The 15,865-nt window shown below is 68.4% G+C and carries 16 protein-coding genes; 7 read left to right on the plus strand and 9 right to left on the minus strand.

Going from position 1 to position 15,865, the window contains the following annotated elements:
* Positions 1–918: ergothioneine biosynthesis PLP-dependent enzyme EgtE (gene egtE / locus Q0W90_RS03680; protein WP_297773212.1), on the plus strand; the 918-nt coding region annotated here is incomplete at its 5' end.
* Here egtE and Q0W90_RS03685 read toward each other — a convergent pair.
* Both Q0W90_RS03685 and Q0W90_RS03690 read right to left on the minus strand, forming a co-directional pair.
* Positions 915–1,583, minus strand: a complete 669-nt coding sequence (locus tag Q0W90_RS03685; RefSeq protein ID WP_297592615.1) for a class I SAM-dependent methyltransferase — start codon at positions 1,581–1,583, stop codon at positions 915–917. The genes egtE and Q0W90_RS03685 overlap by 4 nt on opposite strands.
* Before the next feature lie 20 nt (positions 1,584–1,603).
* Positions 1,604–3,091 carry a glutamate--cysteine ligase gene (locus Q0W90_RS03690; protein WP_297699403.1) on the minus strand — a complete coding sequence of 496 codons (1,488 nt, stop codon included), beginning with the start codon at positions 3,089–3,091 and terminating at the stop codon, positions 1,604–1,606.
* A gap of 134 nt (positions 3,092–3,225) precedes the next feature.
* Here Q0W90_RS03690 and glpK point away from each other — a divergent pair, with 134 nt between their 5' ends.
* On the plus strand, positions 3,226–4,752 hold the full coding sequence (gene glpK, locus Q0W90_RS03695) for a glycerol kinase GlpK (RefSeq protein ID WP_297592618.1): 1,527 nt from the start codon (positions 3,226–3,228) through the stop codon (positions 4,750–4,752).
* Between the two features lie 31 nt (positions 4,753–4,783).
* On the opposite strand, the gene Q0W90_RS03700 is transcribed toward glpK, so the two are convergent.
* Positions 4,784–5,515 (minus strand): PadR family transcriptional regulator, encoded by a 732-nt coding sequence (locus tag Q0W90_RS03700; RefSeq protein ID WP_297773215.1) that lies wholly within the window; start codon positions 5,513–5,515, stop codon positions 4,784–4,786.
* A 198-nt stretch (positions 5,516–5,713) separates the two neighbouring features.
* Here Q0W90_RS03700 and Q0W90_RS03705 point away from each other — a divergent pair, with 198 nt between their 5' ends.
* Positions 5,714–6,094 carry a hypothetical protein gene (locus tag Q0W90_RS03705; protein WP_297592622.1) on the plus strand — a complete coding sequence of 127 codons (381 nt, stop codon included), beginning with the start codon at positions 5,714–5,716 and terminating at the stop codon, positions 6,092–6,094.
* 9 nt (positions 6,095–6,103) lie between these two features.
* On the opposite strand, the gene Q0W90_RS03710 is transcribed toward Q0W90_RS03705, so the two are convergent.
* On the minus strand, positions 6,104–6,979 hold the full coding sequence (locus tag Q0W90_RS03710; RefSeq protein WP_297592624.1) for an RDD family protein: 876 nt from the start codon (positions 6,977–6,979) through the stop codon (positions 6,104–6,106).
* Between the two features lie 46 nt (positions 6,980–7,025).
* On the opposite strand from Q0W90_RS03710, the gene Q0W90_RS03715 reads away from it, so the two are divergent.
* On the plus strand, positions 7,026–8,018 hold the full coding sequence (locus tag Q0W90_RS03715; protein WP_297592626.1) for a stage II sporulation protein M: 993 nt from the start codon (positions 7,026–7,028) through the stop codon (positions 8,016–8,018).
* Between the two features lie 72 nt (positions 8,019–8,090).
* On the opposite strand, the gene Q0W90_RS03720 is transcribed toward Q0W90_RS03715, so the two are convergent.
* The 5 genes from Q0W90_RS03720 to Q0W90_RS03740 are packed head-to-tail and all read right to left on the minus strand — an operon-like array spanning position 8,091 to position 13,400.
* Positions 8,091–9,413 carry a DUF58 domain-containing protein gene (locus tag Q0W90_RS03720; protein WP_297592628.1) on the minus strand — a complete coding sequence of 441 codons (1,323 nt, stop codon included), beginning with the start codon at positions 9,411–9,413 and terminating at the stop codon, positions 8,091–8,093.
* Positions 9,413–10,390, minus strand: coding sequence for a MoxR family ATPase (locus Q0W90_RS03725; RefSeq protein ID WP_297592630.1), 978 nt, complete (start codon positions 10,388–10,390; stop codon positions 9,413–9,415). The genes Q0W90_RS03720 and Q0W90_RS03725 overlap by 1 nt, the downstream gene beginning before the upstream one ends.
* Entirely contained in the window at positions 10,387–11,526 is a 1,140-nt protein-coding gene (locus tag Q0W90_RS03730; RefSeq protein WP_297773218.1) for a DUF4350 domain-containing protein, read from the minus strand. The genes Q0W90_RS03725 and Q0W90_RS03730 overlap by 4 nt, the downstream gene beginning before the upstream one ends.
* The gene (locus Q0W90_RS03735; protein WP_297773221.1) at positions 11,526–12,179 is read right to left on the minus strand and encodes a DUF4129 domain-containing protein; all 654 of its coding nucleotides are present in this window, start codon (positions 12,177–12,179) and stop codon (positions 11,526–11,528) included. The genes Q0W90_RS03730 and Q0W90_RS03735 overlap by 1 nt, the downstream gene beginning before the upstream one ends.
* A 24-nt stretch (positions 12,180–12,203) precedes the next feature.
* Entirely contained in the window at positions 12,204–13,400 is a 1,197-nt protein-coding gene (locus tag Q0W90_RS03740; protein ID WP_297592636.1) for a hypothetical protein, read from the minus strand.
* Positions 13,401–13,520: 120 nt separating this feature from the next.
* Between Q0W90_RS03740 and Q0W90_RS03745 the strand changes: the two genes are divergently transcribed.
* From Q0W90_RS03745 to Q0W90_RS03755, 3 genes are all read left to right on the plus strand, one after another.
* Positions 13,521–13,985, plus strand: a complete 465-nt coding sequence (locus tag Q0W90_RS03745) for a GatB/YqeY domain-containing protein (protein WP_297592638.1) — start codon at positions 13,521–13,523, stop codon at positions 13,983–13,985.
* A gap of 77 nt (positions 13,986–14,062) precedes the next feature.
* On the plus strand, positions 14,063–15,049 hold the full coding sequence (locus Q0W90_RS03750; RefSeq protein ID WP_297592640.1) for an LLM class F420-dependent oxidoreductase: 987 nt from the start codon (positions 14,063–14,065) through the stop codon (positions 15,047–15,049).
* A 172-nt stretch (positions 15,050–15,221) separates the two neighbouring features.
* A complete protein-coding gene (locus Q0W90_RS03755) occupies positions 15,222–15,776 on the plus strand; it encodes a type 1 glutamine amidotransferase domain-containing protein (RefSeq protein WP_297592642.1) in 555 nt (184 codons plus the stop codon).
* The last annotated feature ends 89 nt before the right edge of the window (positions 15,777–15,865 follow it).

Raw genomic sequence — 15,865 nt, forward strand, 5'->3', positions numbered from 1 at the left:
ACCACCGGCTCGCTCAATGCCCTGGATCTGTTGCTGGGCGGCTGGCCAGCGGCGGCGGACCGACGGACGGTGGCGTGCCTGCCCGGCGAATACGGCCCCAACCTGGCCATGCTGGCCGCCCACGGATTCGACCGCCGGCTGCTGCCGACCCTGGACGACGGCCGGGTCGCGCTTGACGACGCCGCGCTGGCCCTCGACACCGACCCGCCGGACCTGGTGCACCTGACCGCGGTGGCCAGCCATAGCGGTGTGGTGCAACCGGTTTCGATGATCGCCCAACTCTGCCGCGAGCTCGGGCTGCCGCTGGTCGTCGACGCGGCGCAGGCGCTGGGCCAGGTGGACTGCGCGGCCGGGGCCGATGCGACCTATTCCTCGTCGCGCAAGTGGATCGCCGGGCCGCGCGGCGTCGGGATGCTCGCGGTGCGCCGGGAGCTGATGGAAGGCCTGCGCCCGAGGCTGGCGGCGCCGGAGTGGGCCCGGGCATCGGGGTCGCCGACGGTGGCCCAGCAGCTCGAATTCGGCGAAGCCAATGTGGCCGCGCGCGTGGGGTTTTCGCTGGCGCTGGGGGAGCACCTGGCGTACGGGCCGGCGGCCGTCAGTGCACGTCTGGCCGAGCTCGGCGGCCTGAGCCGCACGGTGCTGGCCGACGTGGCCGGGTGGGCGGTGATCGAGGAAGTCGAAGAACCCAGCGCCATAACGACTTTGGCCCCGACCGACGGTGCCGACCCGCAAGCGGTGCGGGCCTGGCTGCTCGCCGAACGTCGGATCCTCACCACGTTCGTCGGCGTGCAGCGGGCGCCGCTGGAGCTGGCGGAGCCGCTGCTGCGGATCTCACCGCACCTGGACACCGCGGCCGACGACCTGGAGACCTTCGCCGAGGCGCTCATCGCCGCGACCGCGGCGACCGCGACCGGCTAGCTCGCCTTGTGCGCGGTCAGCAGGTAGGCCGGCATCTTCATCCGGCCCCTCTCGTCGCGATCGTGCTGCGGACCGTCGGGGATGGGCGGAATGTTGGCGTGGATATAGGCCGGCCGGATCTCGTCGATCTCCCAGTACTTGCTCACCGCGGCGCGCAGCTCGTCCTCGTCGACCTCGTTGGGCTTGGTTTCCCACTCCTCGGGGAAGGCGCCCTTGGCGAAGACCAACACGAAGTAACTGGCCCCCGGGGCCGCCGCGCGGTGGATCGAGCGCAGGTAGCCGTCGCGGCCCTCCACCGGCAGCGAATGAAACAGCGTGCTGTCGACAACGGTGGAGAACCGTCCGTCATAGCCGTCGAACGTCGTGATGTCGCCCTGCACGAAGCTGGCCGTGGTCAGCCCGCGATCGGCCGCCGCCGTGGTCGCCGCCGCGATCGCGGTGGGGGTGAGGTCGATGCCGACCACGGTGTAACCCTGGGCGGCCAGCGCCAGTGACAGCTCGGCGATTCCGCAGCCCGCATCCAGCACGTCGCTGCGGAACTTGCCGGCCGCGATCAGGGCGGCCAGCTCCGGCTGCGGCTCGCCGATATTCCAGGGCGGCGGACCCTCGAACTCGCCCTCCTCGCGATATACGCTGTCCCAGTCCACAATCTGATCAGGCGTCATGGTTCCCAACGTACCCGCCGTCAGGTCTCCCACGTGTGCACCGGCTCGTTGGCATGCATGTGCTCGCAGTAGCGGCGCAGCATCTCGGCCAGCGCCGCGGGCCGGCTCATCCCGCCGTCTTCCAGGGCCCGCACGGTGGAAACCTGCCAGCTGGCACCGTTGCGGCCCGAGCGGGCGCGGCCCTCGATGACCCCCAGGAACCGGTCGCGCACCTCGGCATCGACGCCCCAGCGCCGCAATCCCTCGTCGGCGATCGGCAGCAACGTGTCCAGCACCAGTTCGCGCGCCGCCACCTCCCTCATCCCGGAGCCCACGCCGGGCCAGCGCAGCCGGGCATCGATGCCGTGGCGCGCCGCCGTCAGAAAGTTGGCCTCCGCCACCGCGAAATCCATGCGGGCCCACAACGGATTGTCGGCCTCGGACAAGCTGCGCAGCATGCCGTAGAAGAACGACGAATTCGCCAGCATGTCAACGACTGTCGGGCCGGCCGGCAACACCCGGTTCTCCAGCCGCAGATGGGGGCGCCCGTCGACCACGTCGTACACCGGGCGGTTCCACCGGTAGACGGTGCCGCTGTGCAGACGCAGTTCGGACAGCTGCGGGGTGCGTCCGGCGGCCAGCTCGGCGACCGGGTCTTCCTCGGACACCTCGGGCAACAGGGATCCGAAGTAGCGGATGTTCTCTTGATACAGGTCGAGGACCGAGGTGATCCACTGTTCGCCGAACCACACTCGCGGCCGCACACCCTGGGATTTCAGCTCCTCCGGCCTGGTGTCGGTGGACTGCGTGAACAGCTCGATGCGGGTTTCCGCCCAGAGCTGATGGGAGAAGAAGTACGGCGAGTTGGCGCCCAGTGCCAGCTGCGGGCCGGCCACGATTTGCGCCGCGTTCCAGTTGGCGGCGAACGTCTCCGGGGCCAGCTGCAGATGCAATTGCATGCTGGTGCAAGCGGATTCGGGCGCTATCGTCTCGGCGTGCCAGTTCAGCGGTTCGGGGCCGTCGATGTCGATGGGAAGGTCTTCGCCGCGGGCGGTGAAGATCGAATCGTTGAGCGCCGCGTAGCGCGTCGACTCGCTCATCCAGTCGTGGTCCAGGTGTTCGGGCATCAGGGTGGGCAGGATGCCGATCATGACGATGTGCGCGCCGTCGGCGGCGCCGGCCTTGATCTCGGCGTCGTTCAGGCTCGCCCGCACCTCGGCCTCGAGATCCAGGCCGGTGTGTCCGGGCAGCGCGTGCGGCGGAACATTGAATTCAATGTTGTAGGCGCCTAATTCGGTCTGGTACGCCGGATCTCCGATGGCGTCCAGGACGTGGCGGTTGGCCATGGCCGGCTGGTAGTCGGCGTCGACCAGGTTGCACTCGATCTCCATGCCGGTGAGCGGCTGTTTCGAATCGAAGCGCGACTGGGCGAGCATCGTCTCGAACACGTTCAGACACAGCTGAACCTTGCGCCGGTATTCCCGGCGGTGTGCGCTGTCGTACGTGGTGCGCTTGACCTCTTCGCCCACAACGCAGATGCAACAGGGTTACCGCCCGTAACGCAAGCTCTCCAGCGTCACGGTTGCGGCCTCGCGTGCGGGCGGATAGACCATGATGGACTTTTGCCGCAAAAGTGTCCGAGCTCACGCGTGAAGGAGAGCAGTTGGCCGAGTCCGCCGAATTCATCGCCGCCATCGACCAGGGAACCACCAGCACCCGCTGCATGATCTTCGATCACGGGGGTGCCGAAGTGGCCCGCCACCAACTCGAGCACGAACAGATCCTGCCCCGGGCGGGCTGGGTCGAGCACGACCCGGTCGAGATCTGGGAGCGCACCTCCTCGGTGCTCACGTCGGTGCTGAACCGCGCCAACCTGACGTCCAAAAACATTGCCGCGCTGGGTATCACGAACCAGCGCGAGACGACGCTGGTCTGGAACCGAAAGACCGGGCGGCCCTACTACAACGCGATCGTCTGGCAGGACACCCGTACCGACCGGATCGCGGCGGCGGCCGAACACGACGGCCGCGGCCAGGTGATCCGTCGCAAAGCGGGGCTTCCCCCGGCGACGTACTTCTCCGGCGCGAAACTGCAATGGATTTTGGAGAATGTCGACGGGGTGCGCGACGCCGCCGAGCGCGGCGATGCGTTGTTCGGCACCGCCGACACCTGGGTGTTGTGGAATCTGACCGGCGGACCGCGGGGCGGCGTGCACGTCACCGATGTGACCAACGCCAGCCGGACCATGCTGATGAACCTGGAGACCCTCGACTGGGACGACGAGCTGATGTCGTTCTTCTCCATCCCCCGCGCGATGCTGCCCACGATCGGGCCGTCGTCGTCTCAGCAGCCCTACGGGGTGACGATCCAGACCGGCCCCGCGGGGGGAGAGATTGCGATCACCGGCGTGCTCGGTGATCAGCACGCGGCGATGGTGGGTCAGGTGTGTCTGGCCGAGGGGCAGGCCAAAAACACGTATGGCACCGGAAATTTCCTGCTGCTCAACACCGGTGAGACGATCGTGCGGTCCGAGAACGGGCTGTTGACCACCGTCTGCTACCAGTTCGGGGATGCCAAACCCGTTTACGCGCTTGAGGGTTCGATCGCGGTGACCGGTGCGGCCGTGCAGTGGCTGCGCGATCAGCTGGGCATCATCAGCGGGGCCGCGCAAAGCGAATCGCTGGCGCGCCAGGTCGACGACAACGGCGGAGTCTATTTCGTCCCGGCGTTTTCCGGGTTGTTTGCGCCCTACTGGCGATCCGATGCGCGCGGCGCCATCGTCGGCCTGTCCCGGTTCAACACCAACGCGCACCTGGCCCGGGCGACCCTGGAGGCGATCTGCTACCAAAGTCGCGACGTGGTGGACGCTATGGCGGCGGATTCCGGTGTGCGCCTTGAGGTTCTGAAGGTCGACGGCGGTATCACCGGTAACGACCTGTGCATGCAGATTCAGGCTGACGTGCTGGGTGTGGATGTCGTCCGGCCGGTGGTCGCCGAGACGACCGCGCTGGGCGCGGCGTACGCGGCGGGTCTGGCCGTGGGGTTCTGGGCCGATCCGGCAGACCTGCGTGCGAATTGGCAAGAGGGCAAGCGTTGGACACCGGCCTGGAACGACGAGCAGCGCGCCGCGGGTTATGCGGGCTGGCGCAAAGCCGTGCAGCGGACCCTGGATTGGGTCTCCGTAACCTGAAGTGACCTGACCCGGGGTCCGCTGACGGGAATCAGTCTTCGCCGAGAATCCCGTAGATCTCGCGACGCGCGTTGTTGAGAATGTCGACGATGCGCTGCTGCTGCTCGGCGGAGACGGTAAGAGCGGACTGCCCGACGGCGCCGAACAACTGGCCCACGGCCGCCCGCAGGTTCAGGTGACCCGGGTCGGCGCCTTCGGTGATCTCGTCCCACGGTGGGGTCTCGATCTTCCCGGCCACCCCGCGGCCCTCCTCGGTCAGCTCGAAAAGCTTCTTGCTGCCCGCGGTTTCGCTCGCGGTGATCAGGCCTTCGTCGTCGAGCAGCTGCAGGGTCGGGTACACCGAGCCGGGGCTCGGCTTCCACAGCCCGTTGCTGCGTTCGGCAATCTGCTGAATCATCTCGTAGCCGTGCATCGGCCGCTCGGCCAGCAACGTCAGGATGGCGGCTCGCACGTCACCGCGCTTGCCGCGGTTCGGGCCGCCGCGGCGCCAGCCGCCGCGTCGACCACCGGGACCGAAGCCGAAGCCGGGGCCGAAGCCCGGGCTGAACCCGGGGCCGAAGCCCGGGCTGAACCCGGGATCGAAGCCCAACGGGCCTTCGTGGCCGCCGCCGGCGTGGTCGCGGAGATGTTCGCGGAAATCCCGGCGGGCCTGGCGTCGTGCCTCGTGGAGGGCACGCCGGTCGACGGGGCCGGGACGCAGGCCGAATCCGAAGCCGGGCCGGCCGCCGAAGGGTCCCTCGGGGGGAGTGAATGGGTTGCTCATTTTCTGTCCTTGCGTTCGTGGGTGCGCATCGGTCGTGCGTCACGAAATATCACGATATATCGAACACTAACGCGATGCAACGAGATATGTTGACGAATATCGTTTAGGCTTCCTGACCTGCGGGAACTCTAGGCGCACTCGCCCGGCTCGGCCCGGGAGGCGGTTTGCCTAGGGCAGACGGCGGGTAGGAACTGAGGGATGGACGCTGACAACGACGTGACGGTCGATAGAGGCGCGGCCCCGTTCGGGAACCCCGATGGCGCCCCGCGCCGGAACACGTGGCCGTGGGTCAACTGGGGGTTGGCGCTGGCGACGGTGCCCGGCGCCGCGATCGTCATGCTCTTCGCGCTCGGTGCGGTGATGGGCACCGCCGGCTGCAGTGACCGCACCTGTCCCAACCTGGGCCACGGCGGGATCGATTTCGGCGTCGCGTTCTACGGCGCACCCGCGGTCGCGGTCGTCGTCATCGTCATCTCGCTTTTCACCGCCAAGCACCGCGGCGGCATCGCGGTCCCGCTTTTCGGATGGGCGCTGCTGATTGCCGACGTCGTCCTCATGGCCGCGAGCGTCGCCGGCTAGCAGCAGCCGTCAGTGCGGCGGTGCGAAACCGCCCGGTGATCCGCCGTATCCCGGCCCCGGGCGGAGCGGCCCCGATTCCGGCCACGGGACGGGGTGTTGCGGCACCGACCCCGGTGGCATGGTGGGCCAGCCCGGGGCGGGCACAGCCGGGCGCAGCCGAGCCAGCTCGCGGCGGTGCCGTTCGGCAAGGACGGCGGCCAATACCAGCTCCGGCGGGACGCCGGGCGGCGGTGGCGGCGCAATGCGGGACACCACGTCACCGGCGATCCGGTAAGCCATCTGCATGCGCAGCTGGCGGTCGAGCTGCGGTGCCCTGGAAAGGAATTGACGCGCGACCTCGGCCTGGCCGGCGGACAGGCCCGACAGCTGCAGCGACGATGCCCACCAGGCCAACGCCGGAGGCATCGTCGGCGGCAGCCCCAGCCGGGGTCCGCGTTCGTTGACCACCACCGTGCCCGCGAAGATGTCGCCGATTCGTTTGGCCTTGGGCGACAATATGCTGCAGATGACGGCCGGGCTCCCGAAGAGCATCCAGATCTCCACCAGCGAGGCCAGAGCGCGAAACAACGCCTGGCGGAAGCGTTCTGGGCCGCCGTCGTCGGACACGACGCGCAGGCCCAACGCGATCTTGCCGACCGAGCGTCCCCGCGTCGCCGTTTCGAGGATCAACGGGTAGCCGACAATTGCCAGCACCGTAAATATGAGCAGGATGGCGTTACTCAGCGCGCTGTCGAACTGAGTCTGGGTGGCGGCCCACAACAGCGATCCGAGAAATAAGAAGACAACCATGACGGCGATATCGATCAGCGCGCTCAACGTCCGCACCGGCAGCTGGGCGATCTGCACGTCCAGCACCACTGCGTCCCCGGTCACCACCTCCGACATAACTTCGAACGGTACAGGTGCCCGGTGGGCGATTAGGCTGCCCAGGGTGGACGTCGATGCATTCGTGCTGGCTCATCGCGGTACGTGGGACCGCCTCGACCGATTGATCGGGAGGCGCCGGTCGCTGAGCGGCGCGGAAATCGACGAACTTGTCGAGCTTTACCAGCGGGCGTCCACTCACCTATCGATACTGCGTTCGACGTCATCGGATTCGATGCTGGTCGGCCGGCTCTCGAGTCTGGTCGCGCGGGCGCGTTCCGCGGTGACCGGTGCTCACGCCCCGCTGAGCAGTACGTTCGTCCGGTTCTGGACGGTCTCTTTCCCGGTCGTCGCGTACCGCACCTGGCGGTGGTGGGTGGCCACGGCGGCGGCGTTCTTCGCGGTGGTCGTGGTCGTCGCGCTGTGGGTCGCCGGCAGTCCGGAGGTGCAGTCAGCGCTCGGAACGCCCAGTGACATCCAGCAATTGGTCAATCACGATGTCGAGTCCTACTACAGCGAGCATCCCGCCGCCGCGTTCGCGCTGCAGATCTGGGTGAACAATTCCTGGGTTTCCGCTCAATGCATCGCGCTCTCCGTGGTGCTGGGGCTGCCGATTCCCTTTGTGCTGTTTCAAAATGCCGCCAATCTGGGTGTGATCGCCGGCCTGATGTTCTCGGCCGGCAAGGGTGGCCTGCTACTGGGATTGCTTGTCCCCCACGGACTCTTGGAGCTCACATCCGTATTCCTCGCGGGGGCAACGGGAATGCGGTTGGGGTGGTCGGTGATCTCGCCCGGAGACCGCCCCCGGGGGCAGGTGCTGGCCGAACAGGGCCGCGCCGTCGTATCGGTAGCCGTGGGCCTGGTCGCCGTGCTCCTGACCTCAGGGTTGATCGAAGCGCTGGTGACGCCGTCGCCGTTGCCGACTTTCGTACGAGTCGGTATCGGCATCATCGCCGAGCTGGCGTTCTTGTCCTACGTCGCCTACTTCGGCCGCCGGGGCGTCAAAGCCGGGGAAAGCGGGGACATCGAAGACGCACCGGATGTGATACCCACCGGCTGAGTTCCGCGAGACTGCAACTGCCGACGCCCGTACTCGGGAAATGCGTAGGTAGTTGCGGTTTCGCGGTGCAGATTACATGCGCCCGGTCGCTTTCATCGCCAGATAGTGGTCGGCGAGAACGGGCGCCAGTTCGGCGGGCGGGGCGTCGACGACTTCCACCCCGCTGCGGCGCAGCCGCGTGGCGATGGCGCCGCGGTCGTTGCGGGATCGTTCGGCAGCCGCCGCGTCGTAGACCGCCGCGGCATCCGAGCGCCCGGCGGCCATCTGATCGACCCGCGGGTCGGAAACCGCGGCCAGCAGCAGGTGATGTTTGGCCGCCAGCTGCGGCAGCACCGGCAGCAGACCCTCGTCGAGGGCGGTCGGATTGAGATCCGTCAGCAGTACCACCAGTGATCGCCGGCGGGCACGCAGTGCGATGGCGGAGGCCATTGCCCGCCAATCGGATTCGACGAGCGTGGGCTGCAGGGGAGCCATCGCGTCGACCAGCTGCGCAAGCAGTTCGGTGCGCGAGGCGCCGAAGACGCCCGCCCGGATCACCCGGTCGTGGGCGAGGAAGTCGACATTGTCCCCCGCCCGGGAGGCGAGTGCGGCCAGCAGCAGCGCGGCGTCCATCGACCAATCCAGCCGCGGCCAGCCCGCGGGATCGGAGGCGGTCGGATCGACCCCGACCCGGCCCGCCGCGGTGCGACCCGTGTCGAGCACGATCACCACGCGCCGGTCGCGTTCCGGGCGCCAGGTGCGCACCACCACATCGGCGCGACGCGCGGTGGCGCGCCAATCGATCGAGCGCACGTCATCCCCGACGACATACTCTCGCAACGAATCGAATTCGGTCCCCTGCCCGCGCACCAGCGTGGGCAGCAGGCCGTCGATCTCGCGCAGCTTGGCGAGCCGTGACGGCAGATGCTTGCGCGACAGGAACGGCGGCAGCACCCGCAGCTGCCCCGGCACCGATTGCGAACCTTGCCGTCCCGCCAAACCCAGCGGGCCGATCGATCGGGCGGTGATCACCGTGGCCCGCTGGTCGCCGCGGCGCACCGGTTCCAGCCGAGTCTGGACGTGCTGATCTTGCCCGGCCGGGATGTTCACCGGGTGGATGCGCGGGTGCGCGCGGGCGCTGGGCGGCCAGGCGTCGCGGATCTGGCCGCGGAACCGCCGACGGCCGTCGTTGTGGATCAACAGCGCGGAATCCGCCTGCTCCCCGAGCCGGGCGGAGCGATCCGGGGAACGGACGTAGCGCAGTCCGGCAGTGCGGGCTGCCAATCCGGCATCGACGGCCACCGCGACGGCCAGCGCCACCAGCAGGGCCACGAAAGCCGTTGCCGGCCAAGGCGACACCGCGATGGGCAGGATGCAGATCAGCGCGACCAGCCCGGTGCGTCCGGTCAGGACCACTAGCGGGGCACCGGAACCGACGCCAGAATCCCGTCGAGCACGCCGTCGGGCGTGGCCCCTTCGAGTTCGGCTTCGGGTCGCAGCATCACCCGGTGCCGCAGCGTCGGGCGGGCCATGGCCTTCACGTCGTCGGGAGTGACGTAGTTGCGGCCCGACAGCCAGGACCAGGAGCGCGCCGTGGCCAACAGGGCGGTCGCGCCGCGGGGGGACACGCCCAGCTGCAGCGCGGGGGAGGAGCGGGTGGCCCCGACGATGTCGACGATGTAGCCGAGCACCTCGTCGGCGACCAGCACGTGTTGGACGGCGTCGCGGCCGGCGGCCAGGTCGGCCGGCCCGGCCACCGGCTTGATCGCCGACAGATCCCGGGGATCGAAGCCGTGCGCGTGCCGGTGCAGGATGGCGATCTCGGCGTCCCGCGGCGGCAGGGTCACATTCAGCTTGAGTAAAAAGCGGTCCAGTTGGGCCTCGGGCAACTGGTAGGTGCCCTCGTACTCCACCGGATTCTGGGTCGCGGCAACGATGAAGGGGTCGGGCAGCGGCTGGGGTTCACCCTCCACGCTGACCTGGCGCTCCTCCATCGCCTCGAGCAGCGCGGCCTGGGTTTTGGGCGGGGTCCGGTTGATCTCGTCGGCCAGCAGCAGGTTGGTGAACACCGGGCCGGGCCGGAACACGAACGCGGCGGTGCGCGCGTCGTACACCAGGGAACCCGTCACGTCGCCGGGCATCAGGTCGGGGGTGAACTGCACTCGCTTGAACTCCAGCCGTAGCGCCGCGGACAGCGCCCGGACCAGCAGCGTCTTCGCCACTCCCGGAACGCCTTCCAGCAGCACGTGGCCGCGGCACAGCAGCGCGATCACCAGGCCGCTGACCACGCCCTCCTGTCCGACGACGGCCTTGGCGAGTTCGGCGCGCAACGCCAGCAGCGCCTCACGTGCCGATTCAGTGGTGGGGGATTCGGCGGTAGAGGATTGTGTCACGGGTGTGCCACCTGCCTTTCGATTTCGTCGAGCGCACGGGCAAGTTGTAACAGGTCGTTGTCGGTCGTCGGAGGCGGACCGAACAGATGGTAGGAGACGAACCCGGCGTCGCACCGGATGCGCTGGGCCACCGTGGAAACCACCGCCGCCGGCGCAGCGCCGGCGCCCAGGCCGAGCCGCGGTAGCAGCCGCGCGACCGTGGCCGTGCGCAGCGCCGCGGCGGCGCGATCACGCGCCCGACGGGACCGATACAGCCGACCGCGACCCTCGACGGTCTCCGACGCGCGTACCACCACGGGCAACTCCTCGGCCACCAACGGCCCGGGCCTGCGACCCTTCCACGCGGCGACCAGCAGCACCACCAGCGCCAGCTGCCACACGATCCAGATCACGTTCTGCGGAATCAGCTCGAAAAGCGAAGCCCTCGCGGCGGATTCACCCTCGACGTAATGGGGTGCGTACCAGACGAGCCGGGGCCGATCGCCGGCCAGGTTCATCGCCAGCGCGGCGTTGCCCGCCTGCAGCAGGCTGCCGTTGGTCATGAAATCGGTGCTGCCGACCGCGGTGATGATCCGGCCGCCGTTCCGGAAGCGGATCAGCGCGCCGTCGTAGCAGCGGGACATCGCCCGGCCGTCCTTGGCCGCATAGGTGTTGCTCGGGCCGAACCGCACCGATCCGGACCGAACAGCCTCGCGCAGAGTGCAATTCGGGTCGCTGTCGAAGCCGCTGGCACCCGATACGCTCACGCCCGGCAGCAGCTCCTCGCGGGCCCTCGTCGTCGGATCCACCAGCAGCAGATCCGAGGGGATCTTCGCCAGCCGGTGCAGCAGCGTGTCGGTGAGGTACTGGCTTTTTGCCACCAGGACCAGCGCGTCCGGGCGTGCCGCATGCTCGACGTCGGCGATGTTGTTGGCGACGACGACGTCGACGCCGGCGTCGCGTAGCAACTCCACCAGCGCGTGGGCACCGCCCGGCCCGGTCGACGCCGGATCCATCCGCGCACCGGGCCGCGGTGCACTCAGGTAGGCATCGACGCCGGCGATGGCGGCGAGCACCAGCAGCGTGACGAGCACCCAACGCCAGGAGCGCCGACCCCGCGGCGCGGTTTCCGGGCGGTTATCGGCGACCGTCGCCATCAGCGCACCTGCGCCCACGAGTCGGCTACGGCGGGCCGGCCGGGCTCCGCCGGGACACCCTGCCAGCGGGATCGCAGGTGGTCGTCCAGGTCGGCGATCATCTGGTAGGCGGCCTGGGTTCCGGGCAGCTCACCGTAGGTGACATCGTTGAAAGCCGTTGCCGCTTCGGTTAATTCGCCAGCCAGGTGCGGCAACGCGGCGCCGGCGTCGCGGGCCAACTCGTTGGCCGTACGACCGGGTGCCGCCGCCAGCACGGCGGTCTCCTCGAGCTGGCGGGCGACGGCGCGCAGCCGGTGGCGTATCGCCGCCGCCCAATCACCTTCGGCCGCGCAGCTTTCCGCCGTGGCGCGATGCTGGGCGGCGGTCAGTTGTGCGGTTTCGAACAACAGATGGTCACCGCCGCGACGGGCGCGCATGGTGCGCCGCGCGAGGTGGAAGGCGGCTACCACGGCGATCGCCAGCAGAATGAAAAGCACTGTCGCGGTGAACCATCCGCCCGGTACCGAGGACGTCTCCTGCAGCAGCCGGTAGATCAGGTCGTTGAGCCAGTCGAGGAATTGGTCCCCCGCCGAACCCTTCGAATAGATCGGTTTGTTGAGTTCGTCCTGGGCGGCGCGGTGTGCGGCATCGCGGTCGATGTCGATGGAAGGCATGCTCAGCTAGTCCTCGCTCAGCCGTTACAGGGGCCGCGTCAGCCAGAGATGGTCGGTGGACGCGGCCGCGTAGGGTCCCTGGGCGGCTCCGGTCTGTAGTACCAGGTCGAACGCCTCGGCGCGCATCCGGCGGTCGGTATACAGCAGGACGATGACTCCGGCGTTGAACGGTGCGGTGATGATCTCGCCGATCGCCGCCCCGACGGACAGGACCGCGGTGCTGGCCAGGAAAGCCGTGCCGGACGACGTGATCTGGAGAACCTGGCCGACGATGCTGAACGGCACCGCGACGGCGTTGGCGACGATGGAGGCCACCAGGAAGGTGAGTGTCCGGATGCCCAGCACGCGCCAGAATCCGTTGCGGACCAGCTTGAACGATCGGGCGATCGCGTCGAGCACGGGCAGGCGCTCCAGCACGATCAGCACCGGGGCGAACAGCACCACCGTGTACAGATACACCAGCGCCGCGACGACGACCAGCACCAGCGGGATGCCCAGCACCACGGCCGCCGCGGCATGACCGATCGCCGCCAGCACCCCGATGATCACCGCGACCAGGCCGGCCAGCGCCGCCACCACGACGGCCTCCAGCAGGGCCAGGCCGAGCAAGGCCGGCAGCCGCCCGCGGATCTTGGCCCAGGTTTCACCGATGGTGATCGACGACCCGAAGACCGCCCGCCCGACGATGACGGTGAGCATTCCGGACAACAGCATGCCGCCCAGCCAGCCCACCAGGAGGCCGGCCCCCACCGACGCCGACCAGGCGCCCAGGACCCCCACGGTCAGCCCGTCGGATTGGTCGGTGGTGAACCTGTCGTGGGCGGCCAACGGCCCGAAGAAGGCGGCCTTGGTGATGATCTGCATCGCCACCACGACGATCGCGGTCAGACCCAATGTCGCTTTCGGATTGGCGCGGACGTAGCCGACCGCGCCGTTGAAGATGTCGCCCAGGGTCAGCGGTCGCAGCGGGATGATCCCGGGTTTGACCGTTCCGTATCCCGGCGGCGGGCCGAAGCCGGGTGGAGACCCGTAGCCGGGTGGGGGTCGGTATCCGGACGGGGCCCCGTAGCCCGGTGGGGGCGGGTAACCCGGCGGGACCCCGTAGCCGGGCGGCGGGGGGCCATACGCCGGGGTGCCGTAAGCCGGGGGCGGACCGTATTCACGTTGTGGGCCGTATGCCGATGGGGGCCCAACCGGATAACCAGGCGGCGGCGCGCTCACCGAACCCCGAGGCCTTTGCAGCCGGGCGCGTCGTTCGTCATGGGCTCCATCCTGTCGGCGGTCGTGGCATTTCACAATGTTGACCGCGTTGACCCCCCGCCCGCGCGTAGCGTCTCAGGCATGGCGGAACTCAAATCCCGGCTCCGGGCGGACCTGACCGCGGCGATGAAGGCCCAGGACAAGCTGCGAACGGCCACCCTGCGCATGCTGCTGGCCGCGGTCCAAACCGAGGAAGTCTCCGGTAAGCAGGCCAAAGACCTCACCGATGAGGAAGTCATCAAGGTGCTGGCCAAGGAATCGCGCAAACGCGGCGAATCCGCGGAGATCTACACCCAGAACGGGCGCGGAGAGCTCGCCGCCAACGAGCACGCCGAGGCGCGGATCATCGACGAGTACCTGCCCACTCCCCTCACCGAGGCGGAGGTGGCCGACGTTGCCGATACCGCGATCGCGCAGGTCGCGGAGGAAATCGGCGAGCGGCCGGGCATGAAGCAGATGGGCATGGTGATGAAGGCCGCGACTGCGATCGCCGCCGGTAAGGCCGACGGCGCCCGCTTGTCGGCCGCCGTCAAAGAGCGCCTTTAGGCCGCTGTCCGGTTGACGTTTCCTGACCGGTTCGGCGGTGTCGTTTGTCCCCGGTGCAGCCGGGTACCCAATTGCGCATGACCAATTTTGGCTACACTTTGATGACCGAACAGAGTGGACCCAAAGAGCTTGTCCAATACGCCATTTCGGCCGAACAGCGCGGTTTCGACTTTCACGTGTGCAGTGACCACTTTTCGCCGTGGCTCACCTCGCAGGGACACGCGCCCAACGCCTGGGCAGTTCTGGGTGCGGTGGCACAGGCCACCGAACGGGTAGACCTCTACACGTACGTGACGTGCCCGACGATGCGGTATCACCCGGCCGTCGTCGCCCAGCAGGCGGCCACCGTGCAGATCCTGTCCGACGGCCGGTTCACCCTGGGCCTGGGCAGCGGCGAAAACCTCAACGAGCACGTCGTCGGCAAGGGCTGGCCCACCATTTCCCGTCGGCAAGACATGCTGCGTGAGGCCATCAAGATCATCCGGGAACTGTTCGGCGGGCAGCTGGTGGACTTCACCGGCGACTATTTCCAGGTCGACTCCGCGCGGTTGTGGGACGTGCCCGACATCCCGATCGGCATCGGGGTGGCCGTCGGCGGCACCAAGGCGATCGAAAAATTCGCCAAGCTGGCCGACCATCTGATCGCAACCGAGCCCAAGGCAGAACTCGTCCACGGCTGGCACGGTGCTCGCCAAGCCGCCAACCTCGCCGGCGGCGGGCGGGTGATCGGCCAGATACCGGTGGCCTGGGATCCCGACCGTGACACCGCCGTCAAGCGCGCGCACGACCAGTTCCGCTGGTTTGCCGGAGGCTGGAAGGTGAACGCCGACCTACCGACCCCGGCCGGCTTCGCCGGGGCGACCCAATTCGTACGTCCCGGCGACGTGGCGGACACCATTCCCTGTGGACCTGACCTCGATGCGATTGTCGAGGGCGTCCGGCCCTACTGGGAAGCCGGGTTCACCGACATCGCGCTCCTGCAGATCGGCGGAGAAACCCAGGAAAGGTTCCTCAAAGAGGCCGCCGAGCCTTTGCTTGGGGCGCTGCGCGAGGCAGCGAGCTGATCTCAGGTGTGTCGCGCCGTCCGCGTTACGGCGAAGCCGGGGTTCCGGTAAGCAGGAGTGATGATGAGCGACCAATCAGGCGACACCACAGCCACATTGGTGAAGTCGCCCGACGGTGCCAATATCGGCCTGGGCCTGAGAAGAATCGTTGTTCGCAGGAAGGAAGACGGCGATGTCAAAAAAATTGCGAGGCACGAAAGTAGCGTTCCTAGCGGCCGACGGTGTGGAAAGGGTGGAGCTCGAACAGCCGCGCGCGGCGCTGCGGGACGCCGGCGCCCACGTCGAGGTGCTGTCCCTCGAAGACGGCGAGATTCAGGCGCGTAACCACGACCTCGAGCCGGCCGGGACCTTCGTCGTCGACCGGAAAGTATCCGAGGCGTCGGTGGACGAATTCGACGCCCTGGTGCTCCCGGGCGGCACCGTGAACCCGGACAAGCTGCGCATGGACAGCTCCGCCGTTTCCTTCGTCCGTGATTTCGTCAGGTCGGGGAAACCGGTGGCCGCCATTTGTCATGGACCCTGGACGCTCGCGGAAGCCGGTGTGGCAGTGGGCCGGACGCTGACGTCCTATCCCAGCATCCGCACCGATCTCCGCAACGCGGGCGCCCACGTGGTAGACAAGGAGGTCGTCGTCGACGGCAATCTGATCTCGAGCCGGTCGCCATCGGACCTCCCGGCGTTCTGTGCGGCGATCCTGAAGCAGTTCGCTCCTGTGACGGCCGGTTAGCCGCGACGACTTTTCGGCCGGTCGGTTTGAATGCGCTGGTTTGCGGGCATTATCCCGCCAAGCCGTGGTGAGCGGCGATCCGTGTCAGG

This window comes from Mycobacterium sp., from assembly GCF_025933915.1.
Lineage (GTDB): Bacteria > Actinomycetota > Actinomycetes > Mycobacteriales > Mycobacteriaceae > Mycobacterium.